This window comes from Bacillus sp. SRB3LM, assembly GCF_015712745.1.
GTDB classification, from domain to species: Bacteria; Bacillota; Bacilli; order Bacillales; family Bacillaceae_G; genus Bacillus_A; species Bacillus_A thuringiensis_K.
Genome location: NZ_VWVQ01000004.1, coordinates 61,068 through 85,065, shown reverse-complemented (window position 1 = coordinate 85,065; position 23,998 = coordinate 61,068). Strand labels below are relative to the sequence as shown.

Here is a 23,998-nt window from a genome sequence, read left to right as displayed (position 1 = left end):
AAAAATTTCCATGTATTTTAATTTGAATTTAACACAATTTATATATAAATAAGGAGGTGATTGGTAATGGCTAGAAATCGTAATTCTAATCAATTAGCATCACATGGAGCACAAGCAGCTTTAGATCAAATGAAGTATGAAATTGCACAAGAGTTCGGTGTACAACTTGGAGCTGATACTTCTTCACGTGCAAACGGTTCTGTAGGCGGTGAAATCACAAAACGCCTAGTAGCGATGGCAGAACAACAGCTTGGTGGCGGATATACTCGCTAAATGTAGAAGGTTATAGGAGAAAGGAAGGATTCTTCCTTTCTTTTTTTTTTCAATTAATTGGTATGAATATATTGCGAACAGAATTCAAAGAATAGAAGTAATACTATATTTTACCCAATTTCTTTTGTTGTGAATGGGAAGTATTAAAGATGTAATAGCCCTGGTGGAATGAAAATTATGTTCCAGCAGGGCTATTATATGGTAAGAAATATATGATGAAAGGTTCCGAAATCAACATGTTAAAAAAAGAAAACTGTTGTTTAATTGCGCTTGCATCCGTTCCACTTGTCATGACATTAGGGAATTCAATGCTCATTCCAATCTTGCCGACAATTGAAAAGAAATTACATATTTCATCGTTTCAAGTATCCATGATTATTACAATTTACTCTATCGTAGCCATTTTACTTATACCGATTGCTGGTTATTTATCAGATAGATGGGGACGAAAGATGGTAATGGTTCCGAGTTTGCTGATTGCGGCTATAGGAGGAGCGATAACTGGTTGGGTATCTTGGAAAGTTGATAATCCCTACACTTGGATATTAATCGGTAGAGCGATTCAAGGTATTGGTGCTGCTGGTGCAATGCCGGTTGTTATACCGTGTGTTGGTGATTTATACAAAGACGAAAAACAAGTTAGTACAGGCTTGGGAATCATTGAGACATCCAATACATTTGGAAAAGTGCTGAGCCCTATTTTAGGATCTGCTCTTGCTGCCATTGTATGGTTCTTACCATTTTGGGCGATTCCAGTTTTATGTGTCATATCAATTGTTTTGTTACTTGTTCTAGTAAAGGCAAAGAAACAAGAAGGAGAAGTACCACCACTTAAAGAGTTTATAAAATCTATTCTGTCTACGTTTCGAGAAAAAGGAAGATGGTTAATTGCCATTTTTGCATTAGGTGCAATTATTATGCTTATTTTATTCGGAATTCTCTTTTATTTGTCGACTATACTGGAATCAAAGTATGACATTCATGGTATATGGAAAGGGTGTGTGCTTGCTATCCCGTTACTTGTACTGTCACTTAGTTCATATATGGCCGGTAAAAAAATTGGAGATAATCAAAATGTTATGAAGAAGTGTATTTATATTGGTTTTTTAATGGCAGCTGCATCAGTCATCATTCCTTTATTTATAAAAGGGATTTATTTACTACTTCTTTGTCTCGTTATTATGGGGATAGGAATTGGTATGGCACTCCCATGTTTAGATGCCCTCATTACACAAGGAATTGAAAAGGAGCAAAGGGGAACGGTTACGTCATTTTATAGTTCAATGCGATTTATCGGTGTAGCAGCTGGACCACCTTTATATTCTTTTTTCATGAAAGGGGCGGACCATGAAGTGTTTTATTTGACAAGTATTTTCGCTGCCATTGGTGCTGTCATAGCAATCATTTGGATTAAACCAGCAAAAGATGCAAAGAAGGTAAAACAGAAACCGGAACCTACTTCATAATTTGTAAGAGAATTGCATGATGTTTTTAGTAACATGCAATTCTCTTTCGTTCATTAAGAATAAATAACTTGTTTTAACATATAAAGCGCGACACCCCATATGATGAGACCAGAAAATTTATTTAATAATAAAATTGTCTTTCCGGTTGAGTCTATTCTTTTTAGAAATTTCCCCGCTAAAGCTAAGCTTATAAACCAAATCCAAGAAACGATAATAGTTGCAAGTGTGAAAGCCCATTTTTCACTTCCTATGTATTGAATAGAATTTGTTCCAATTACACCGATTGTGTCTAAAATAGCATGTGGATTTAATAACGAAACGGATGCTGCGAAAAGAATTTGCTTTTTTAAGCGCATACTTTTTTCTTGTTTTACATCGTTGGAAGGGTTACTTCTCCAAATAACAAAGCCCATGTATAGGAGAAAGAAAAATCCAATTATATATAACGAGTTAGTTAGCCAAGAAAAAGTAAGGAGTACAAAGGAGACACCTTGCACTGCAATCAATATGAGTAACGTATCACATATAGAGGCAGTTAATACTACGGGTGCTGCCCTCCAAATGTTTGGTTGGCTCGCACCTTGGTTGAAGACAAAAACATTTTGTACACCTAATGGAATGATAAGTCCAAATGCAAGAATGATACCATGAATAATTGCTTCACTCATCATATTACCTCCTATTTTAATTCATTATGATAGTGTATATTGTATAGAAGAAATGAAAATTTGTATCCATCCATATGGTTGGGGAGGTTACCAACCAAAAAGAATATAAGGTGATATAATGGAAAGATTCGTTTGGAAACCGAATATGTCTCTAGCGACTCCTCTGTATAAACAAATAGAAACGTATATAAAAGAAAGGATCGTTAATGGAGAATGGACCGTTGGAACGAAATTACCTTCACAAAGAGATTTGGCACATACATTTGGTGTGAATCGAAGCACAATTGTAATGGCTTTCGATGAACTAGTTGCAAAGGGATACATTGAAGGGAATGGCAGGAAAGGAACAATTGTTGTAAATAATAATGAGAATGCTTCACCTTACGCACCCCCGCCTAATTGGCAGTCTTATGTAGAAACAGGACTTCATTATCCGAATCTCCCAGCTATTCAGGAGATTAATCAAGCTGAATTTTATCCACATGTAATCCGATTAAGAACAGGTGAGCTCGCGCCAAGTCTCTTACCTGAGAAAAAGATGAAAGAAATTATGAATAAGCTTTTAAAGTCAAATGTGACGCTTGGGTATGAAGAGCCGAAAGGAAATCTGTATTTAAGGGAAAAGATTTCCGAATACTTACAGGGGCATGGTGTATATGTATCTCCTGCCTCTATATTAATTGTTTCAGGAGCGATTCAAGCGCTGCAACTTATTTCTATGGGTCTTCTTTCGAAAGGGGCATCAATCTTATTAGAGAAACCATCTTATTTATATTCACTTAATGTTTTTCAATCAGCAGGAGTACGTTTAATTGGAATCCCAATGGATGAGAGCGGCTTATATACATCATATATTGAGAAATATAAGAAGCAATTCAATGCCTCTATTTTATATACAATCCCGTCGTTTCATAATCCGACGAATTTTAGTATGAATACTAAGAAGCGAAAAGAAATAATGGAAGTATGTAATGAAATTGGATTACCTATTATAGAGGACGCAGTGTATCAAGACTTATGGTTTGATGCACCTTGTTCGAAACCTTTAAAAGCCTATGATAAAAATGGAATCGTACTACATATTGGAAGCATGTCCAAAGTGATTAGTCCAGGTTTAAGAATTGGATGGATTGTTGGACCTGAGCCAGTAATTCAAAGATTGTCAGACATAAAAATGCAAACAGATTATGGCTCAAGCACTATATCCCAGCAAATTGCAGCAGAGTGGTTTACAAATGGTCTATATGATCAGCATTTGCGATTTGTAAGAAGTGAATTGAAAAAACGAAGAGATTTTATGTTACTAATGTTAGATAAATATCTTCGTGAAATAGCAACTTGGCATGAGCCAACAGGTGGGTTTTATATATGGGTACATATAAAAGTACCCATTTCATATCGCAGTTTATTTGATAAAGCTCTGCAAGAAAAGGTTTTATTAAACCCAGGTACTTTATATGATAGAAGTGCAAATCAATTTTTGCGCCTATCGTATTCATACGCAACGTTAGAAGAAATTGAAATAGGTATAAAAAAACTTGCACAACTAATGAAAAAGTAAGAGGAGAAAGTAATGAAACAATATGTAATTTGCCAAATTATCAATGGAGAAAAATATTTAGCTGCTTATGCGGAGACGAAGGAGGAAGCAATTGAAAAAGCAGAATTGTTAGGATTACGAACGGGAAATCGATACACAGTTATTACTGCAGAGGAAGCAGAAGGGTTAACGTATCCTTAAACAACGTATAATAATGATGCAGAAAGTAAATAAGCCTAGTAATATATTATTACTAGGCTTATTTTTTTGAAAGCGTTACGTGTTCTCGTATGAAAAGCAATAGTATTATGAGTCAAGTTGACGGAAGTAACGATTTGATTTTCTATCCTGCTTTCCGTTTCTATAGTCATCAATATATTGTCTGAAGTTCCACGATTGTAAAAACTTATTTGCGGCATTATAACCAGAATTGTATAGCCACTCTTTTTCTTCCTTTGTTAAGTCGAAGTTTGTACTAGTAATAGCCCCTGTTGGAATTGTAATTGTTCTTGCTTTTGATTCCTTGTCTAAATGACGTAAATCATGAGCTTGCATCATTGTTTTAAATAGTCCTTTGAACATGGAAATAGGCTCGTTATAGTGAGCAGGATCAGCTTGAATCTCATCTTTTACAAAATGAAATCCGAAAGTCGGCCAGCGAGGAGCGGTAGGTGAATCGAAGATCCAAATTGGATAATTACTTAGAATTCCTCCATCAACCATATAACAAGGCTGCTTCCATTTTGGAGTTCTCCATTTTACGGGTTCAAAGAAGAAGGGGATTGTACTACTCATTCTTACCGCTTTAGCGATAGAGAAGCGATAATTTAAAAATCCGTAGTTTGGTAAGTCGTCAGGAAAGACAACCATTTTACCATTACTAATATCAGAGGCGATGATTTTGAGTTTGTTTAGATCCGGTAAATCAGTAAATAAATGAATACCTTTTTTTCGAAGCAATTCTTCAATCCATTCTTCTATAAATGCATTAGAGTATATACCTAGAGTAGTCCATGCACTTAGCCCCTTACCGATAAAAGGAATTCTATCAATAAAAGTTTTTTTCATAAATTTATTATAATCAATATCAGTTATAATCGTTTTTAACTCTGAACAAGAATATCCTGCCGCTACAAGTGCTGCAATAATCGAACCAGCCGATGTACCAGCTACACGTTCCCATTCATAACCTTTTTCGGCTAACGCGCAAATTGCCCCAACATGCGCAATACCGCGCACACCGCCTCCTTCAAAAACACCATCAATCTTCATTAAACATACTTCCTTTCAAATAAAAGATTTGGAAATGGCAAAAAAGCACGTATTGTACGTGCTTTTTTACAATGGTTTTTAAGTTTACTAGCAGCCTACAAAGCCGCCCCAACAGCTAGCTCCGATGATGATTAGAAGGATAAATAAAACGATTAATAAAGCGAAACCTCCGTAACCACAACCGCCGCCACCGTATCCGTAACCACAGCAACTATATCCGTAACCCATGTGGAATTCCTCCTTATATTTAAAAATGAACGAGGGGAAAATGTACTGGAAGAATTAAAGAATTATCGTGTTTGTAGGAACAATGTATAGTATGCTTTTTTAAACTTGTTCGCGTACGAAGGATAAGCCCGTTTTTTGGAGGCTTGTTGATTTTGTAAAGAATGAAGTATAATCTTTGTACTATGATATAAATAAGTATGTAAATGTAAGGAGAATTTATGAATAAAAAAATTGAAGTATTAATTGATAAATATGAACTAACACACTTGAAAGAGGAACTTATTAATACTGTATTTCCTTGTATAAAAGTTGTGCCAAAGCAGCAGGAAACTGTTGCGATAGGTAGTTCGAAAATGGGAGGAGTTCCTGATTTACCAGCTTTATTTGAATATCCAAAGCATAAAGGAAATCCACTACAATTTATCGCGCAATTTAACTTAAGTGATTTACAAAACGTTGGTATGGATCACAATCTTCCTAAGACGGGGATGCTGTATTTCTTTTGCATCGAAAATTATTTTGAAGAAAATGTGAATCTAACAGAGGCTGGGCGTGTACTTTATTATGATGTTCCTGTAGAGCAATTACGAAGAGAAAATGAAGTACAAGCGAAATATAACCAGTGTGCAATTACTTTTGAACTGACATACAAATTACCAGAGCTTTTCATTGAAGATGAGGCTGATTCAGATCGTTTCTTGCAACTACTTGAAGAGCTAATTCCGGATAACTACGATAACCATCAAATGTTTGGTGAGCCATTCTCTGTACAAGAGGAAGTGTTATATGAGACAGGAGAATATATGGGAGTAGACCCACAGCAAATGACTCTTTTATTCCAAATTGATTCAGATCATAAAAATTGTAATATGGTTTGGGGAGAACTAGGGATGCTATATTTCTGTATTAGTAATGAAGATTTGAAAAATCAACGTTTTGAAAATACATGCTGCGTATTACAAACTTGCTAATGAAAAAAGGTTGTTCTTTTAAAAAGAACAACCTTTTTATGTGAATTAATTAATATGCATAATCTCATATGACCTATACGAAAAAGTATTGTATACTCTGAAACTATACGATACTTTTTCGTATAGTTATAGAATGTAAGGAGTGACAAGATGGGAAAGACAAGTAAGTATGTGACAGCTGCCGCACTTTGTTCAACTATAGTAATGGGAGGCTTACAAGCGTCATCTGTATCTTATGCAGCTACAAATCCGACTACAGTGACAGCACAATCAGATGTAAAGTTATTAGATGATTTCAGAAAAGAATTAAAAAAACAGATTGATAATCGAGAAGAAAATATTACAATCACATATAAAACAAAAGATAGAAATGCTAGAAATATTATGGATCAATTGTATGGTGAGTTTAATAAAATTGTAGATGCTGATGAGTATGTAAAATATAATGTAGCGTCTACTAGATATTCTATTAAAGGAATGCCAGGGGACTATACGTTTACACTGCAAGTAAAATACCGTGAATCAAAAGAACAAACTCAATATGTAAAAGCTCAGGCGAAATCAATTGTTGGATCAATTGTAAAACCAGGGATGGATGAGCATGAGAAAGTAAAAGCTATTCACGATTACGTTGTTAAGCATGTGTCTTATGATACGTCTTATCAAGCGTATACAGCATATGAAGCATTAGCGAATCGTTCTGCCGTTTGCCAAGGATATACATTATTAACGTATGAGTTGTTAAAAGAGGCAGGTATTCAAAATCATATTGTAACAGGCACAGGAAACGGACAAGCTCACGCGTGGAATTTAGTGAACATTGAAAACAAATGGTATCACCTAGATACTACATTTGATGATCCAGTACCAGATAAAGCAGGGCGTGTAACTTACTCATATTTTAACATGTCTGACGAACAGTTAAGTAAAGATCACGACTGGGATCGTAGTAAATATCCAGCAGCAACTACAAGTTATTTTGGTGAATTAACAAATAAAATAAAAGCGGGTAGCTCAAAAACTGTCGTATATGAGCAAATGTTAAAAGAAACAAATTTACAGATACTTATCTGCAGAATACGGAGCAGAAAATTATAATGAATTTAAGAAAAAGTTACAGCAACAGTTTGCAGCCAAACCAGAAAAAGTAGAAGTACGATATAAGCAGTCCATGGATGGAACGATGCAAGATATAAAGAAAGTATTAAATGAAATAAATTGGCCAAAAGGTGCAAAGCGTGTGTCTTATCAAGTAGCACCTTATAGTGCATTAGCGGGTTATTCATTAGCGACAATTACATTTACGTATTAAGCAATGATAAAGAGCATCTGTAAAAGATGCTCTTTTTATATTTGTTGATCACTTTAAAATATTGAGAATTATGTGATAAAATAAAAAGGAGAGGATGTGAATGCGGAATGAACTTGTTTGAAAGTAATATATTTACATTGATATATACTTGTTTAGTAATCGGACTTATCGTTTTGTTTTTCATATCATTTACTTTGTTTATTAGAAGAGTATTACAAAGCAGTGCTGCAAAGAAACACCACGTGATTAATATGAACCAGAAGCTAGATCGAATTATTGAATTGCTTGAAAAAGATAAGAAATAGCGATAGAAGAAGTATGAAAAGGGGAAAGAGAATGGCCAATTATATAAAAGAATTACGTGAAAAAGTAGGACATGATTATGTTTTCTTAAACTTTGCCGGTGGTTGTGTATTTAATAAAGAAGGAGAAGTATTACTGCAAAAAAGAGGAGACTTTAACGCTTGGGGATTTCCAGGTGGCGCAATGGAGATAGGGGAATCAGCTGCGGAAACTGCAATCCGAGAAATAAAAGAAGAAACCGGGTATGATGTAGAAATAAATGAGCTTATTGGAGTGTATACAAAATATTTTCAATCATATCCAAATGGAGACAAGGCCCAGTCAATTGTGATGTTCTTTTCATTCTCAATAGTTGGAGGTGACAAAAAAGTAGATGGTGATGAAACGTTGGATTTGAAGTTTTTCCCGTTAGACGACATGCCACCGTTATTTTGTAAACAACATGAAGATTGCCTGCAAGATTTATTGGAGAAAAGAGTAGGGGTATATCGTTAACATATAAAAAAGAAGCTAAATGAAGATTAGCTTCTTTTTGATGTTTAATTTATTTCCACCAATCATCAAACATTGACGCTGGTACTTGTCTTTTATGCTCACTCACTGTGTAACGTTTTTCAATTTTCTCTGCAACGTCAGCTGGAACTGCTTTACCTTCTAAATAATCATCTAATTGATTATAAGTAATACCTAACTCTGTTTCATCAGCTTGACCTGGTTTTTCATCTAATAAATCAGCTGTTGGCATTTTTAAGTACAGTCGCTCGTCTGCACCTAACTCTTGTAATAATGCACGTCCTTGGCGCTTCGTTAATCCCGTTAATGGTAATAAATCTGCACCACCATCTCCGAATTTTGTAAAGAACCCTGTTACAGCTTCTGCAGCGTGATCTGTTCCGATAACAAGTAGCCCTTTTTGTCCACCAATTGCATATTGAGTAACCATACGGATACGTGCTTTCACGTTACCCTTATTGAAATCTGTTAATGATTCACCCAATAAGTTTTCATATTGATTTGAAAAAGCATCAACAGTTGAAGCAATATCAAATGCAACAGATTGATCTGCTTGAATGAATTGTAATGCTAATTGTGCATCATCTTCATCTTTTTGTACTTTATAAGGAAGACGCACGGCGATAAACGTTGCATTACCACCTTCGTTACGAATTTCTTCAACTGCAAGTTGTGCTAAGCGTCCTGCTAATGTAGAGTCTTGTCCGCCGCTAATACCAAGTACAAATCCTTTTGCACCTGTTTTTTTTACATAATCCTTTAAGAAATCAACTCGTTTACGAATTTCAATTTTTGGATCAATTACAGGCTGAACATGTAATGCTTTCATAATCTGTTCTTGTAATGTCATTATGTTTCCTCCTATTCATATTAAAGCGGTAATTAAGTTTATATGTATAATGGTACATACTTCTATCCTTTATTATTTCGCAAAATTAACGAATATACAATAGGATGTGTGTATGAATATGAATGTAGTCATTATAAATAAAGTACTACGTATAAGCAATTTTTTTAAACCTTTCAAAAATGTAAGGTTTTTGTCATTTGAATCGATGGAAGGTATTTCCGCACTTTACTAATATAAAAACATAGATAGTAGAAGGGCGGAGAAGTAATATGAACATTAGAGAACTAGCATATCGGAATGTAACCCGAAATAGACGGACATACTCAGCCTATTTTTTGAGTAGTGCATTTGCAATTATGGCCTTTTTTGTGTATTCATTTTTTTGCGTTTCATCCGGCATTAAGTGCAGGAGAATTAGGTCAGTACGTATTCGTAAGTATGTCTTTTGCACAGTCTATTATTTACTTATTTACATTCTTCTTTATTTTATATTCGATGGGAATGTTTTTAAAAACGAGAAAGCATGAACTAGGAATTTTAATGATGCTAGGTATGACGAAATATCAATTAAAGCGTCTGATCTTTTTTGAAAATATTATGATTGGAATAGGGGCAATTATTTTTGGTATTCTTTCAGGTATGTTATTTTCAGGGGTATTACTATTTGTCGCTCCGATGATATTGAAACTAGATATCTCCTTATCCTATTACATACCGATGAAAGCAATTGTTGTAACGAGTATTATGTTTTTTATTTTATTTATGATCATATCATTGTTTAGTGCAGGAATGATTCGTAAAAATAAGATTATGAAGTTGTTTAGGGGATCAGCAGAGGCAAAACCGGAACCGAAAGCATCAATCATTTCTTCAATATTAGCAGTAGTATTGCTTAGTGCTGGCTATGTAGGAGCTCTTCTATCGCATGGCGCAATGGTATTTATTATGATGATTCCTGTTACAACGGTAGTTATTATTGGGACGTATTTGTTGTACAAGCAGCTGAGTGTCTTTATTATTCGATTATGTAAAAAAAGTAAACGTTTCTATTGGACACAGACTAATATTATTACGTTATCAGATTTAGCGTATCGCATGAGAGATAACGCAAGAATGTTCTTTATTGTAACCATTATTTCTACTGTAGCATTTTCCGCAATAGGGACATTAGTTGGCTTCGCATCCATGACGAAAGGGATAATGGAGAGACCGATTTCGTTTCATTACCATTCTAAGCAAGGGAATAGTAACGAATCACAGCATATACAAATGATTGACAAAGGATTAAAGAAACATAGTATAGCAGCTTCAAAAACTAATATTTCGACAAAGAAAACGGAGGAACAGTCGTTAAGAAGCGCCATTTTTATAAAAGAATCAGACTATAAGAAATATGCAAAGTTAACAGAAGAACCATTTAATACTGTAGCAAATAAAGAAGTTGTATTTTTGTCAGCTAATATACCAGGGCCAACGATGAAAGAAAGAAAAGAAATTACTTTACCTAATATGAATGAAAATTTAAAAGTGAAAAAAGTTACTTCATCTTCATTGGGGAAAATATTAAGAGGAAATGTTTATGTAATCTCTAATAATCAATATGATTCATTACAAGATGGGTTTATAGAGACAAAAGATTATATGTATAAAACTGAAAGAACGAAAGATGAGATTGAAATTGGTAAAGAGCTTACGCATCAAATTAAACCGTATCAAGAATATTCAACGTTTAGTGCGGAAGAGTACGAGCAAAACCAAAGTTTACAAATTGCAGGACCGATTTTATTTGTAGGTTTCTTTATTGGTATAGTATTTTTCGTTTGCGCAGGAAGTTTCCTTTACTTCCGTTTATTCTCCGATTTGGAGGATGATGTTCGTTTGTTCGAAATGATTCGTAAAGTTGGATTGACAAGTAGGGAATTATCGAAGGTAGTTACAATTCGATTGGCGCTTTTATTCTTCGTTCCAATTGGTGTTGCAACATTACATGGAGCAGTAGCCTTAACGGCGTTAGGGCAAATGTTTGAGTACTCATTGTTTAAAGAAAATACAGTTGTATTAAGTGTTTTCATAGGTATTCAAGTTGTATACTTCTTACTTATAAGATCCCGTTATGTAAAACAATTGAAAGAGAGATTACGTATGCATTAAATGTGTTTTTTTAACTCGAGTACAAAATTTTCTAAAAAGAGGCAAGTATTGTCAAAAAGTGATAAAATGGAAAAAGCGAGGCGAAAAAATTAATAGAGAGTAAGGGGGGGAGAAATATGAAAGCAACAGGAGTTATTCGAAAAGTAGACGAATTAGGACGAATTGTTATCCCTAAAGAATTACGCGATGTATTGGGAATACAAATTAAATCACCGCTTGAAATTTTTGTAGAAGCAGATAAAATCATTTTACAAAAATATCAACCTTACAATGCTTGCCAAATCACAGGTGATGTTTCAGGGCAGAATATTACATTAGCAAATGGAAATATTACAGTTGGGATAGAGGGAGCGGAATATTTAGTAAAAGAAATAGAAAAGTTTTTAAACAAGAGTGAGGTTTAGTCTTAATTTATATTATTTTTCAAATACATATCATTCTTTTAAAAGACTGTAAGAGGACCATTAATTGGTCCTCTTATTTTGGTTATTAGTTGAACGACCCGGGTTGTTACTTCCTACAAATCATAGGGAAAATAAAAAAGTATTATAGAGGTAGTAAATGATGTTGAGAAATATTTGAAAAGAAGGAAAACAAAAAGAATAAAACGAATGTTACATTTACACGTATTCAAAAGTGGTCTGAAATGAAAATAATACATTTTCAGGAGGGATTACGATGAGTAGTACAGTGAATAAACAAAAAGGTATACAATTGATTCCGTTTACCGTAAATAAGGTGGTAGAACAAGTAAATGAAATTCCACCAGGTGTACAACTGATTCACGCTCCGCAAGTATGGGAAAAGAGTGTGAAGGGGCAAGATGTAGTCGTTGCCGTATTAGATACAGGGTGTGATACTAATCATATAGATTTAAAGGATCGTATTATCGGCGGAAGAAATTTCACAAAAGATTATGAAGCTGATCCAAATGTGTATCTTGATAATAACGGACATGGTACTCATGTTGCGGGAACGATTGCCGCGACTGAAAATGGTGTCGGTGTATTAGGAGTTGCACCACTTGCTAAAATGTTAGTATTAAAAGTTTTAGCGGGAGATGGTTCTGGAAGTTATGAGCAAATTATTGAGGCAATTCATTATGCTGTAAATTGGAGAGGGCCGAATCAAGAGAAAGTGAGAATTATTTCAATGTCACTTGGTGGTCCGCAAGATGTTCCAGAATTACATGAAGCAATTCAAAATGCGGTAAAGCAAGATGTTCTCGTTGTATGTGCTGCTGGAAATAATGGAGATTGCGATGATGAAACAGAGGAACTAGACTTTCCGGGTGCGTACTCCGAGGTAATTGAAGTTGGTGCTGTTAATTTAGAGCGGAAGATTGCATGTTTTAGTAATTCAAATCAAGAAATTGATCTAGTAGCGCCAGGTGATGAAATATTATCTACGTATCCAGAAGGAAAATATGCTGTGTTAAGTGGAACTTCCATGGCGACGCCGCATGTTGCTGGAGCGCTCGCCTTGCTCATTAAACAGTGTGAGAAAGAATACGGTCGAAAGTTATCGGAGCCGGAAATATATGCACAACTCATTAAAAGAACTGTACCTTTAGGGTACGAACGTACATCTGAAGGGAATGGATTAATAGATTTATTAAAAGAATAGCCATATTAAAAAAACATCTCATATGAATATGAGATGTTTTTTTAATATGGCTCTGTCGCATGTAATACAACTTGTAATAAACCTGGGAATCTAGCATTTAAATCTTCTTCACGAATTGAAATGAAACGTTGTGTTCCTTCAAGGCGCGTGTACATAACACCTGACTCACGTAAAACTTTGAAATGGTGAGATAAAGTTGATTTTGCAACAGGGATGTTTAAAGCACCACAAGATTGTTCATTTTTCTCTAGTAAAATATTTGCAATTTGTAAACGAATTTGATCGCTAAGTGCATATAAGACAGAAGAAAATTGAATTTCTTCTCGATTTGGATGATAGAGTGTACGCATATTTCACCTACTTGTATAAGTTAAGATATTTGCACTATAACATATAAAGTGCTATATTTCTATTGTTCGAATATATTCGAACAATAGAAATATAGGGGGAGAAAAAATGAAGTATACAAAATTGCAAAAGGCAGGATTAAATATTTCAAAGTTGGGTTTAGGTACAAATGCAGTAGGGGGACATAATTTATATGCTGATGTGAATGAAGAAGAAGGAAAGCGATTAGTAGAAGAAGCTATTCAGCAAGGGATTACATTTTTTGATACAGCAGATTCATATGGTTTCGGTAGATCAGAGGAATTAGTAGGAGAAGTATTAAAGGGAAAACGTCATGAGTTTATACTTGCTACAAAAGGTGGAATTCAACCGTTGTTAAATGGAGAAACTTATATTAACAATGAACCAAGTTATTTAAGGAATGCTGTGGAAAATAGCTTAAGAAGATTACAGACTGATTATATTGATTTATATTATTTACACTTTACAAATCCTGAAACAAGTTACATAGATTCAATCGGAGAGCTTACTCATTTAAAAGAAGAAGGGAAAATTCGTTCAATTGGAATATCGAACGTAAACATAGAACAATTAAAAGAGGCGAATCAACATGGTCATATAGATGTTGTACAATCTCCATACAATATGTTAGAACGTACAGCTGAGGAAGAACTGTTGCCGTATTGTATAGAAGCGGGTATTTCATTTATTCCATATGGGCCTCTTGCTTTTGGAATATTAGGCGGAAAATATACAGAAGATTTTAAATTGAACGAAGTCGATTGGCGCCAAAATGTAAATCTATTTGAAGAAAATACATATAAGAGTAATTTTAAGAAAGTGGAAAAGTTAAAAGGGCTAGCTAAAGAAAATGATATTGAAGTGTCTCATTTAGCGTTAGCATGGTTATTAAATAAAGAAGGAATTGATACTGTTATACCTGGTGGAAAGCGGGCAGAGCAGGTAAGAGAAAGTGTGAAAGCGGTAGACGTTGTATTGAATGAAAGAGTCATGAAAGAAATCCAATCTATTTTAGAAGATTAGTGAAACAGAGGGAGAGTACCCTCTGTTTATATAAGGAGAAGGTCTAAATGAACAGAGCACTAGCTGTATTTTTCACAATAATGTTTATGATCGGTACAGATACTTTCTTAATTTCACCACTGTTGCCGACATTACAACAGGTGTATCATGTTTCAACTGAGTTGTCAGGATGGATGGTGAGTTCCTATGCTTTAGGGTATGCTGGATTTGCACTTATCGCTGGTCCTATATCAGATGGATTAAACAGAAAAAAAGTGATGGTACTAGGTATGAGTTTTTTTGCAATAAGTACGTTTTTGTGTGGATTTGCACCGAGTTTTTTATGGATGCTAACATTTAGATTTTTAGCAGGTGTAAGTGCAGCTTTTGTATCTCCACAAGTGTGGGCATCCATTCCGCTCCTTATAGAGAAAAAGCAAATTGTGAAAGCAATTGGGATTGCAACAGCAGGGTTATCAATCTCTCAAATTTTAGGGCTTCCACTGGGAGCTTATTTAGCAACGATACATTATACAATGCCATTCTATTCCATTGGTATATTATCAGCACTACTTGTCATTCTTATTTATGTTGTATTACCAGAAATCCAGTCGGTTCATATAGGTGGAAATAAAAAAGCTATCTTAAAGCGCTATAAACAATTACTTACAGATTCAAAGGTTTCACTTTCTTATTTTGCATACTTTGTTTTTCAAACCGGAAATTTTGCTGCATTTTCATTTTTTGGTGTATGGCTTTCCATTCAATTTGGCTTACAAGTTCATGAAGTAGGTACAGCTATGCTCGTATTAGGATTAGGAAATTTAACTGGTAATATTTTTGGTCCTAGAATCGTAAATAAAATTGGTTATAACCTTTCTTTCTATGGTGGAATTATATTTACAGCAGTGCTATATGTATTACTTCCTCATGTAAAGAACATTGTATTGGTGGAGTTATCGTTCTTTGCTTTGTTTTTTGTGACAGGAATTTTGTTTGTATTAATGATGGGACATTTACAAAACATGTCTAGTATAGCAAGAGGAACAGGAGCCGCGCTTGCAAATGCTTCTATGTATATTGGTCAAATGATTGGAGCGGCAATAGCAGGAATGTTATTTGCAGTATCTCACAATTTTATACTTATAGGTAGTTTTACTGCGTTACTATATATAGGAGCTTTATTTTTGTTTAGAAAAAGTGAAAAACTTACTGAAAATAGTGAAACAGGAATTGTATCATAAAGCTTGTATAAATATTTCGCAAATCAGAATTAATAAGAGTGTGAATACATGAATGTGCTTTTAATTAAAGTGGTTACTAAAAGTATAGAAATAGTAGAAGAAATGTATTGTAACAAAGTTATGAGGAATCAAAAAATAAAAATCCCTATAAAGATAGGGATTTTTATATCGGCATATAGTTCCTTGGAAAAGGATATACTTAGTTTAACATATCGGACTACTTATATTTGTGAAATAGATGTGAAAGTAATGTGAAAAATGCCGAAGGAAAAAACTATTTAAATAGAGGGCAATTTAGATGGGGATATGGATTTTACATAAATGTTGTGTTATATTTCTACTTATCTGTTAATAATTACATATTTTAATTTTATTAGGGATAAAAGGGAGAGGTTTAAATGCAATGGTATTTGAAAGCTCTAAAGAATTATGGGAATTTTAGTGGTAGAGCTACGCGAAAAGAGTACTGGATTTTTAGTTTATCCAATATCGTAATTTTTTGGCTACTGTTATTTTTATCATCATTTTCAGAGGTGTTAGTTGCTATTATTGCATTGCTATTTATGTTAGTAATGATTATACCAAGCTTTTCGGTTGGTGCACGACGATTACATGATATTGGGAAAACGGGATGGTGGCAACTATTAAATTTTGTACCGTTTGGTAGCGTTGTTTTACTTGTATTTTTTATCATTGAAAGTGAAGAAAATGACAATCAATACGGACCAAATCCGCATTCAGATTTAAAAGAAGCGATTTAATAAACTTGTTTAGTTTGTAGCATTACTAGTTCAATTATTTTATCTATTATTAAAATGGTTTGCGTGGGCTAATATTATTAGGTTGATCTTTAGGTTTAGATGACTTTTGAAACTGTAAAAATGGAAAGATAAAGGCAGAGAGAATATAGCATGGAAAGAAAAAAATTCTAAATAAAAAGCACTGTTTTAGCTAATGTAGCTAAAACAGTGCTTTTCTCTTTGATTGAACAGTTGCAGCATTTTCATCATGTATACCTGCATCTTTAATAATTCGTTGTTTTGCTTTATTTAATAGATGGTTTACTGCTTCGCCAAAATAGTTAGCTTCGCTTTTTGTGCGGGCTTCTCGTAAACATTTATAGTTTTCTAGCAGTTCCTCTTTTTCGGAGTTTGTTAAGAAATCTTCTATTTTCTTTTTTGTCATACGAAACACCCTTTCTCCTGACAAACGACGCAATAGAAAATATTTATTTCTCATTATAACAATAATTTTAAAAGAAAGTATACACTAACGTCGCAATAATTTGTCAATTTCTTGAATCTTCTCATCAGCTTTCCCAATTTGCGTATTTTTAGCCTGTTCGCCACCAAGAGCTTGATGTAGTAAGAAAGTTTGGCCGGAAATAGCAGTTACAATGGATACTTTTATAATTTCTTTTATTGCGGTGACATCGAATAAAACGAGCCCAAGAAGTGCGGCTAGGCTACCAGTAAAAATATCAGTTAAAAATCCAAAATGAAAAAATGTTTTCAAACGGCGTGGAAGCAATAACTTACCTTGGTTATTGATTAGATGGGAAACGAAGCCGGTAATGCCACCAACGAGAACAGCGGTTAGCCATTGATACATTTCCATCGAATCCACTCCTTTTAGTGAATAAGATTCGATTATTTTATATTGATTCCTTTTAATATTTCATATAAGCATATTGAGAAAGTTTGTTTGGGTATATTTTGTATTCAAATTAATTGTAACAGAAAATTTAGATATATTTCAGTCTATTATATGAATCATTTTTACAATAATATGAATGCAGAAAGGGGTGCGTGATATGAATATAGATTATCGAATAAGAAGCGTAGATGGTTATACAAAAAAAATAGGGGAATTAGTAAGCCTGCTTGAGCATACGAGAGCTGTAACATTAGGCGAAGTAAAAAATTTATCAGTTGAGAAATTAGATTTAATTATGCAAAGCAGGGGAAATTCAATTGGCGCCTTATTAAAGCATATAGCAGCTATTGAAAAAGTTCATCAGCTTATTTCATTTCAAGATCGTGACTTTACAAAAGAAGAATTAGAAATATGGGAAGATGCACTGTATTTAGGGGAAGCGGGTAGAGCAATCCGTGGTCATGAAATACAGTATTATGTACAACTTCTACAAAGTGTTCGAGAAGAATCTCTGAAGTATTTAAGTGAACAAGGTGATGAGTGGCTCATGTCAGAAAGAAAGTGGCCTAACGGTGTAGCATATAACCAGCACTATCTATGGTTTCATGTGCTAGAAGATGAAATTAGTCATCGAGGACAAATTAGAATGCTCAAAAACAAGTTATTTGAAAATTACGTAAAGTGATGTAGCTTTTTATAGGAGAATTACATATAATGAGAATAATTAAAATAAGAACGGGGTGATGTATTATGGCGAAAATAACTTATATGAATAATCAACCAAATACAAAGGTGGATGGAAAGGGCGATATTATATAAGGTAATTCGCAATCCTTCCACTTAGTACAAACTAGGGAGGATATTTATTTGAATCAAAATATTTTAGAATCTTTCGGCTGGGATTCATTTTTTGAAGAACAAGTTACAGAGAAAAATTATGAAGTAGGTCGTATTTTACTTGAGCATAAGCATATATATCGCATTATTTGTAATGATGGTGAATATATGGCAGAACTGTCTGGGAAGTTTCGGCATGAAGTGATTACGAAAAGCGATTATCCAGCAGTTGGTGATTGGGTGTATATAAAGAAAATAGAAGATGAAAAGAAAGCGATTATTCATCGTATTTTCCAGCGAAGAAGCTCTTTCTCAAGACAAGAGGCTGGAACAAGAACAGAAGAACAGATTATAGCAGCAAATGTAGATTATTTATTTTTAGTGAATGCACTTAATCATGATTTTAATGTTAGAAGGATGGAACGTTATTTATTATTAGCGTATGAAAGCGGTGCTATGCCAGTTATTGTTTTAACAAAGAGTAGTATATGTAATGATGTGGAAGAGAAAATTGTAGAAACGGAAGCTATAGCAATTGGTGTTCCTATTTTCGTTGTTGATAGTTTAGAGCATACAGGTATTGATTCGTTGAAACAATTCGTTTCTTCAGGGAAAACAATTGCTTTAGTTGGATCATCAGGGGTAGGAAAGTCAACTTTGTTAAATGCTTTAATAGGAATTGATGTAGCAAAAACGGGAGATATACGTGAAGAGGATAGTAGGGGGAGGCATACGACAACGCATCGAGAATTATTCCAATTGCCTAGTGGAGCTCTCGTGATTGATACGCCTGGCATGAGGGAATTGCAACTTTGGGAAGGCAGCGAAGCGATTCAAACAGCATTCTCTGATATTGAAGAACTTGCGACAACATGTCGTTTCCGGGATTGTAAGCATGAGAATGAACCAGGATGCGCGGTGTATAGTGCAATTGAAAACGGACTTATTACGATAGATCGTTTGAAAAGCTATAAAAAATTACAAAGAGAACTGGCGTATTTTATGAGGAAACAAGATGCAATCCTTGCCAGAGCAGAGCGTGATAAATGGAAGAAAATTTCTAAACAACATAAAAAAATGTAAAAACCAAAGGGCCCCTTTGGTTTTTTCTATTTGTAAATTTTATAATAATATTATTCGTATATATAGACAAAGGGAAATTAATTGTTTAAACTTTACAAAGTATTCACCATAATAGGTTATGAAAATAATAATTAGGGAATGGGAAATATTCATAATTAACTCAAATTAACTTTTAAATTTGAAAATTAGGAGGTTCATAATGGGTAAACTATTAAATTTGTTTCGTGATATGAAAGTAGCAAAAAAGCTATTAATTTCATTCTTTGTAATTTTAATTGCGGCTGTGTCTATTATTGGAGGCATGTCTTATCAAACAGCCAAAAAGAATTTTGAATCGCAAATTAAGAGTAGTGCCAACGACAATATAAAAATACTGGATAATTTAATCAATCAAATGATTGATGCAAAATTTAATGATGTGAATAATTTTGCACGGGTGATTCAGGGGAATATGTATCAAGGAGATAATCAGGATGAATTAAGAAAAATGTTATCTCAATATATAAATTTAAATAAAGATGTTGAACAAGTATATGTTGCCGGAAATGATAAAAAATTTGTACAAGAACCAAATATACAAATGGCAGCAGACTATGATCCAACAGAGCGTTCTTGGTATAAAGATGCAGTTGCAAAACAAGGTGGTATTGTTGTTACTGAGCCATATAAGGCAAAAGGAAATGGACATATTGTCGTAACAATCGCAAAACAAACAGAAGATAAAAATGGGGTTGTTGCGCTAGATTTAAGTTTAGATAATTTATTAAAAACATCAAAGTTAATTAATATTGGTAAAAAAGGATATGCCTTCATTTTAGATGGAAAGCAAAAAATAATTGCTCATCCACAAGAAAAATCAGGAGAAAAAGCGGCTGATTCTTGGGCAAAGAAAATTTATGAAGATAATCACGGTGCTTTTTCATATTCTTATGGCGGTAGTGAAAAGAATATGGTATTTGCTACAAATGTAAAAACAGGTTGGAAAATTGGTGGAACTATGTACTCAAGTGAAGTAATTGAAGCTGCTCAACCTGTATTTTATAATATGTTAATTGTTATGCTTATCTCATTAGTAGTAGGCGGGGCACTTATTTATTTTGTAACACTTTCAATTACGAAGCCTTTAAAGAGATTAGTTGTTACCTCTAAAGAAATAAGTGAAGGGGATTTAACGCAAACAATTGAAATTCATTCTAATGATGAAATCGGCCAACTTGCTAAAGGCTTTAATGAGATGACGAATTCGTTACGGACGTTAATCGGAAGAATTAACGATTCAGCTGGGCATGTTGCAGCGGCATCAGAAGAGCTAACTGCAAGTGTAAGGCAAGCAAGTGAAGCGACTGAGCAAATCACAATCGCAATGGATGAAATATCAAGTGGGGCAACGACGCAAACAACAAGCGTAGAAAATGGCGCTATGTTACTGTTTGATGTAACGGAAGGTATTCAGCATGTAGCAAATAGTTCATCATCTATTAATACGGCTTCTGCACATACTCGTGAAAAAGCAGAAGATGGTGGGAAACTAGTAGGAAGAACAGTAAACCAGATGCAGTCTATTGCAGAATCTGTGTCACAATCAGATGCAGTTATACAATTACTAAATAATAAATCAAAACAAATTGGTGATATTTTAGAAGTAATTCAAAATATTGCAGATCAAACAAACCTTCTAGCTCTAAATGCGGCGATTGAAGCCGCAAGAGCCGGTGAGCATGGAAGAGGTTTCGCAATTGTTGCAGATGAAGTGCGTAAATTGGCAGAGCAGTCTAGCGTATCTTCTAGTGAAATTAGTAAATTAATATGTGAAATACAAGATGATATGGGTAAGACAGTCAAATCTATGAATCATGTAAATGAGGAAGTTCAATCTGGACTTGTTATCGCAAATGAAACGAAGCAAAACTTTGCTGAAATTTTACAATCTACAAATGAAATAGCTAATCAAATTAAGACGATGGTTGAAACGGCTAATGGAATGTCAAAAGGGGCAAATGAAGTATCTATTTCGGTAGGACAAATTGCAATGACAGCACAAAATAATGCAACAAGCACACAAAATGTTGCGGCTTCAGCTGAAGAACAGCTAGCTTCAATGGAGGAAATTGGATCCGCAGCGGGCACGTTATCTCAAATGGCTGAAGAGTTACAAGGACTAATTGACAGATTTAAAGTTTAATAGAGAACAGACTATCCCCTAGTAGCATTATGCCACTAGAGGGTAGTCTGTTTTATTGTGTAAAATCAAATAGGGATGTAGACTTCCTTTATGACGTTTAAAATGGCATTTTGCATAATGTTTGTCGAAAAATAGAGGTATTTGTTAGCTTTGTGTATAATTATTAACGTATAGAATACAAATAAAAGGAGAGTATTATGGGAGTGTATTGGGGGACAAAAAGACATTCTTGGCTTAGTTACGTCTCATTTTGGCTAAGTATTTCATTTTTTATTGTTTTTCTAATTGAAGTGTTTATATTAAAAACACTTTCGAATAGCTCGGTACAAATTGTTAAATATTTTTATTTTATACTTGTACCGGTAAATATTTTTCTTAGTTTAAAGTTACTATTTAAGAAGAATGAAAAGAAAGCGTTACCTATTTTTAGTTTCATTGTCTCATTATTATTTGCAATTTTAATAATCGTATTAGTTTTAGCAGCTATAGGGAAGTTCTTTTAAGGGGAGTGGTATAAGTCACTCTCCTTTTTTATTTGTGGTAGTCTTACTATATGTAAAAGTATGAATGCTGTGAGCTAATAAAAGCGGAGAGTAGACAATATTTGCATGGATTAAAGTCTGACGTTATTTAAACTTGTAAGAGTGTATGGAGTAATGAGGTAATATACATAATAATGAAGATAGAATTAGTTATTTTATAAGTATCTATGAAGCAAATGAATACGGTAAGAACGGTGATATATGGTACAATAGCTATGGATAGTGATAGAGATAAAGGGTATATAAAATACTCATCGTTTTTTAGTAAGAGAGGGGTTATCTTATGCTATACGAGGATTTGGAGACATTATTTCAAACAGCTCCGAAAGAAGATAGAGGCGGATGGAAATATATAATCCAAGAACAAAATGATACATATAAAATTGGTGATGAAATACTGAAAAATCAAATGAGTGTCGAATTGTATTTTAATGAATACGATGAGGTGAAAATCACTTTATATAAAGATGGAATTCCGATTACGACTATACAAAGAATTGTGATTTCAAAAGTTGAATTAGACGAAGATGAAGAAGGTATTCAATTTGTTTTAGAACGCATGCCTAGTCGAATGATTCGGTTGCAGTTAAAGCCGTATTTAGCATTAGAAATGGGACCGTACTGGGAAGTATGTGATGATTGTGAATGAACATAAAAAAGCATCCAATAACATGGATGCTTTTTTATGTTTTTTGAAGTTGTTTAAACGCAATGATTGGAAGTATAACAATACTTACCCATCCGATGATAGGATATAGAATGTGAAGTAAGTCACTGTAACCGATGTAACTAAAGCAATAACTAATTAGTAAAATGAAGAAAATAATATTGTGATTTTTCCACCCGGTAATAGATTGCATCTGTTTTGTCATCCCGAACACATTACCAACTAAAGTTGTGAAAACTTCACCGAAAATAATGAGAACGAAGAAGAAGTGAAAAGTTGCATTAAATCTTCTTATGACTTCAGCCATTGGGATGTTATATTGATAAAATTGATCGACTGATAAGATTGCTAAATGGCTGCATAATAAAATTAAAGAAAGTCCAGCACCACCTAAAATCCCACCCCAAAAAATGGCTTTTCGATCCTTTACTTCACTGGCTAATGGGACGAGAACACTTTGGGCGAGAGAAAGATTTAAGGCGACATATGTAATAGGGCTAGTAATCCATTTCATATTCCAACTCTCTGCAGGAATAGTGTTATTAATGGAAGGTGTACCGTGAAAAAAGGTTGTAATAGCAAGTCCGATAATAAAAATCATCATAATAGGTACGACAAGTGTATTTACTTCAAAAACACCTTGTAATCCGCGGCTACTTATAATGAGACAAGCGATAACTGTAATGAGAATACCGAGTTGTCTTGGTAAGCGAAGTTGCTCTTCAAATACTGCACCAGCCCCTGATAACATAACGCTCGTTACGCCGAATAAAACGAGTAATAATAATGTGTTTACAACATTCCCAAATACATCCCCAAATAAATATTTGTTAAATTCTTGCGCTGAAAATGCCCCGATTTGTGATGAAAGTAACATCATCTTTGTGCCGAGCCAAATAAAAAAAAATCCACTTACACATATGCCAATTGTCCCGTATAATCCATTCACTGTGAAAAATTCAACAATTTCTCGTCCAGTAGCAAATCCAGCTCCAACGACAGTTCCGATATAAGTAGCAGCTACTTTCTTTGCTACTTGCCATTGTTGATTGTCCATGTTATCCCTCTTTCTACTATGATGAGCTTGATGTACTATTATGCATATGTATGAGCTTGGACAATTAGACGTATGAAGTGTTTGAAAAAATACATGAATTAAATGATATTAGGGAAGTATTAAAGGTGTTAAAACTTTGTTACATATAAGCCGATTGTTCGAAAGGAAAGGGAATGTATGGTAAAA

26 protein-coding genes and 2 pseudogenes are annotated in these 23,998 nt (G+C 34.0%); 20 read left to right on the top strand and 8 right to left on the bottom strand.

The genetic code is table 11. From position 1 onward, the window contains the following. The first annotated feature begins 66 nt into the window (after nt 1-66). Nucleotides 67-273: an alpha/beta-type small acid-soluble spore protein gene (locus tag F3I02_RS02010; protein WP_000113545.1), complete on the top strand. Its 207-nt coding sequence runs from the start codon at nt 67-69 to the stop codon at nt 271-273. 236 nt (nt 274-509) lie between these two features. Then, nucleotides 510-1,739: a bacillibactin exporter BcbE gene (gene bcbE / locus F3I02_RS02005; protein ID WP_002181649.1), complete on the top strand. Its 1,230-nt coding sequence runs from the start codon at nt 510-512 to the stop codon at nt 1,737-1,739. Between the two features lie 53 nt (nt 1,740-1,792). On the opposite strand, the gene F3I02_RS02000 is transcribed toward bcbE, so the two are convergent. Continuing rightward, on the bottom strand, nt 1,793-2,407 hold the full coding sequence (locus F3I02_RS02000) for a LysE/ArgO family amino acid transporter (protein WP_196477508.1): 615 nt from the start codon (nt 2,405-2,407) through the stop codon (nt 1,793-1,795). A 118-nt stretch (nt 2,408-2,525) separates the two neighbouring features. Here F3I02_RS02000 and F3I02_RS01995 point away from each other — a divergent pair, with 118 nt between their 5' ends. Then, a complete protein-coding gene (locus F3I02_RS01995; RefSeq protein ID WP_196477507.1) occupies nt 2,526-3,968 on the top strand; it encodes an aminotransferase-like domain-containing protein in 1,443 nt (480 codons plus the stop codon). Between the two features lie 12 nt (nt 3,969-3,980). After that, nucleotides 3,981-4,148, top strand: a complete 168-nt coding sequence (locus tag F3I02_RS01990; RefSeq protein WP_000816377.1) for a DUF3933 family protein — start codon at nt 3,981-3,983, stop codon at nt 4,146-4,148. Nucleotides 4,149-4,253: 105 nt separating this feature from the next. On the opposite strand, the gene F3I02_RS01985 is transcribed toward F3I02_RS01990, so the two are convergent. Continuing rightward, nucleotides 4,254-5,219: a patatin-like phospholipase family protein gene (locus tag F3I02_RS01985; RefSeq protein WP_000686821.1), complete on the bottom strand. Its 966-nt coding sequence runs from the start codon at nt 5,217-5,219 to the stop codon at nt 4,254-4,256. An 87-nt stretch (nt 5,220-5,306) separates the two neighbouring features. Then, nucleotides 5,307-5,447 (bottom strand): YjcZ family sporulation protein, encoded by a 141-nt coding sequence (locus tag F3I02_RS01980; RefSeq protein ID WP_000540419.1) that lies wholly within the window; start codon nt 5,445-5,447, stop codon nt 5,307-5,309. 218 nt (nt 5,448-5,665) lie between these two features. On the opposite strand from F3I02_RS01980, the gene F3I02_RS01975 reads away from it, so the two are divergent. From F3I02_RS01975 to F3I02_RS01960, 4 genes and pseudogenes are all read left to right on the top strand, one after another. Continuing rightward, entirely contained in the window at nt 5,666-6,418 is a 753-nt protein-coding gene (locus F3I02_RS01975) for a YwqG family protein (RefSeq protein WP_001034839.1), read from the top strand. A gap of 150 nt (nt 6,419-6,568) precedes the next feature. Further along, nucleotides 6,569-7,730 (top strand): annotated as a pseudogene (locus F3I02_RS01970) (transglutaminase domain-containing protein). A gap of 107 nt (nt 7,731-7,837) precedes the next feature. After that, entirely contained in the window at nt 7,838-8,035 is a 198-nt protein-coding gene (locus tag F3I02_RS01965) for a DUF4083 domain-containing protein (protein WP_001048102.1), read from the top strand. A 31-nt stretch (nt 8,036-8,066) separates the two neighbouring features. Beyond that, nucleotides 8,067-8,528: an NUDIX hydrolase gene (locus F3I02_RS01960; protein ID WP_000024999.1), complete on the top strand. Its 462-nt coding sequence runs from the start codon at nt 8,067-8,069 to the stop codon at nt 8,526-8,528. Nucleotides 8,529-8,577: 49 nt separating this feature from the next. Here the strand turns inward: F3I02_RS01960 and nadE are convergent, their stop codons facing one another. Continuing rightward, nucleotides 8,578-9,396, bottom strand: a complete 819-nt coding sequence (gene nadE / locus F3I02_RS01955) for an ammonia-dependent NAD(+) synthetase (protein ID WP_046945370.1) — start codon at nt 9,394-9,396, stop codon at nt 8,578-8,580. 269 nt (nt 9,397-9,665) lie between these two features. Between nadE and F3I02_RS01950 the strand changes: the two are divergent. The 3 genes and pseudogenes from F3I02_RS01950 to F3I02_RS01940 all read left to right on the top strand — a co-directional run bounded on the left by F3I02_RS01950 (nt 9,666) and on the right by F3I02_RS01940 (nt 13,173). After that, a pseudogene (locus tag F3I02_RS01950) lies at nt 9,666-11,547 on the top strand (FtsX-like permease family protein). Between the two features lie 116 nt (nt 11,548-11,663). Then, nucleotides 11,664-11,951, top strand: a complete 288-nt coding sequence (locus F3I02_RS01945; protein ID WP_000648325.1) for an AbrB/MazE/SpoVT family DNA-binding domain-containing protein — start codon at nt 11,664-11,666, stop codon at nt 11,949-11,951. A 274-nt stretch (nt 11,952-12,225) separates the two neighbouring features. After that, nucleotides 12,226-13,173 (top strand): serine protease, encoded by a 948-nt coding sequence (locus F3I02_RS01940; protein WP_000099756.1) that lies wholly within the window; start codon nt 12,226-12,228, stop codon nt 13,171-13,173. A gap of 41 nt (nt 13,174-13,214) precedes the next feature. Here the strand turns inward: F3I02_RS01940 and F3I02_RS01935 are convergent, their stop codons facing one another. Then, a complete protein-coding gene (locus F3I02_RS01935; RefSeq protein ID WP_196477506.1) occupies nt 13,215-13,523 on the bottom strand; it encodes an ArsR/SmtB family transcription factor in 309 nt (102 codons plus the stop codon). 106 nt (nt 13,524-13,629) lie between these two features. Between F3I02_RS01935 and F3I02_RS01930 the strand changes: the two genes are divergently transcribed. The 4 genes from F3I02_RS01930 (at nt 13,630) to F3I02_RS01920 (ending at nt 16,549) form a co-directional block, all read left to right on the top strand. Then, the gene (locus tag F3I02_RS01930) at nt 13,630-14,565 is read left to right on the top strand and encodes an aldo/keto reductase (protein ID WP_000877961.1); all 936 of its coding nucleotides are present in this window, start codon (nt 13,630-13,632) and stop codon (nt 14,563-14,565) included. A 47-nt stretch (nt 14,566-14,612) separates the two neighbouring features. Further along, the gene (locus F3I02_RS01925; RefSeq protein ID WP_196477505.1) at nt 14,613-15,788 is read left to right on the top strand and encodes an MFS transporter; all 1,176 of its coding nucleotides are present in this window, start codon (nt 14,613-14,615) and stop codon (nt 15,786-15,788) included. Nucleotides 15,789-15,836: 48 nt separating this feature from the next. Beyond that, the gene (locus F3I02_RS34585) at nt 15,837-16,043 is read left to right on the top strand and encodes a hypothetical protein (protein ID WP_308018220.1); all 207 of its coding nucleotides are present in this window, start codon (nt 15,837-15,839) and stop codon (nt 16,041-16,043) included. A gap of 143 nt (nt 16,044-16,186) precedes the next feature. Further along, nucleotides 16,187-16,549 carry a DUF805 domain-containing protein gene (locus tag F3I02_RS01920; RefSeq protein WP_001198796.1) on the top strand — a complete coding sequence of 121 codons (363 nt, stop codon included), beginning with the start codon at nt 16,187-16,189 and terminating at the stop codon, nt 16,547-16,549. A 199-nt stretch (nt 16,550-16,748) separates the two neighbouring features. Here the strand turns inward: F3I02_RS01920 and F3I02_RS01915 are convergent, their stop codons facing one another. Together F3I02_RS01915 and F3I02_RS01910 are read right to left on the bottom strand one after the other, a co-directional pair. Further along, nucleotides 16,749-16,973 carry a hypothetical protein gene (locus tag F3I02_RS01915; RefSeq protein ID WP_000162602.1) on the bottom strand — a complete coding sequence of 75 codons (225 nt, stop codon included), beginning with the start codon at nt 16,971-16,973 and terminating at the stop codon, nt 16,749-16,751. 84 nt (nt 16,974-17,057) lie between these two features. Then, on the bottom strand, nt 17,058-17,405 hold the full coding sequence (locus F3I02_RS01910; RefSeq protein ID WP_000426317.1) for a DUF4257 domain-containing protein: 348 nt from the start codon (nt 17,403-17,405) through the stop codon (nt 17,058-17,060). A 196-nt stretch (nt 17,406-17,601) separates the two neighbouring features. Between F3I02_RS01910 and F3I02_RS01905 the strand changes: the two genes are divergently transcribed. The 5 genes from F3I02_RS01905 to F3I02_RS01885 all read left to right on the top strand — a co-directional run bounded on the left by F3I02_RS01905 (nt 17,602) and on the right by F3I02_RS01885 (nt 22,737). Further along, complete coding sequence (locus F3I02_RS01905; RefSeq protein WP_046945365.1) at nt 17,602-18,129, top strand: DinB family protein; 528 nt, start codon at nt 17,602-17,604, stop codon at nt 18,127-18,129. Between the two features lie 182 nt (nt 18,130-18,311). Then, nucleotides 18,312-19,364, top strand: a complete 1,053-nt coding sequence (rsgA, locus tag F3I02_RS01900) for a ribosome small subunit-dependent GTPase A (protein ID WP_001073079.1) — start codon at nt 18,312-18,314, stop codon at nt 19,362-19,364. Nucleotides 19,365-19,563: 199 nt separating this feature from the next. Further along, nucleotides 19,564-21,546 (top strand): HAMP domain-containing methyl-accepting chemotaxis protein, encoded by a 1,983-nt coding sequence (locus F3I02_RS01895; protein WP_046945364.1) that lies wholly within the window; start codon nt 19,564-19,566, stop codon nt 21,544-21,546. A gap of 197 nt (nt 21,547-21,743) precedes the next feature. Further along, the gene (locus tag F3I02_RS01890) at nt 21,744-22,049 is read left to right on the top strand and encodes a hypothetical protein (protein WP_000539571.1); all 306 of its coding nucleotides are present in this window, start codon (nt 21,744-21,746) and stop codon (nt 22,047-22,049) included. A 322-nt stretch (nt 22,050-22,371) separates the two neighbouring features. Next, nucleotides 22,372-22,737, top strand: a complete 366-nt coding sequence (locus tag F3I02_RS01885) for a DUF3979 family protein (protein ID WP_000965062.1) — start codon at nt 22,372-22,374, stop codon at nt 22,735-22,737. 34 nt (nt 22,738-22,771) lie between these two features. On the opposite strand, the gene F3I02_RS01880 is transcribed toward F3I02_RS01885, so the two are convergent. Beyond that, the gene (locus F3I02_RS01880) at nt 22,772-23,812 is read right to left on the bottom strand and encodes a YkvI family membrane protein (RefSeq protein ID WP_000370207.1); all 1,041 of its coding nucleotides are present in this window, start codon (nt 23,810-23,812) and stop codon (nt 22,772-22,774) included. Between the last annotated feature and the right edge of the window lie 186 nt (nt 23,813-23,998).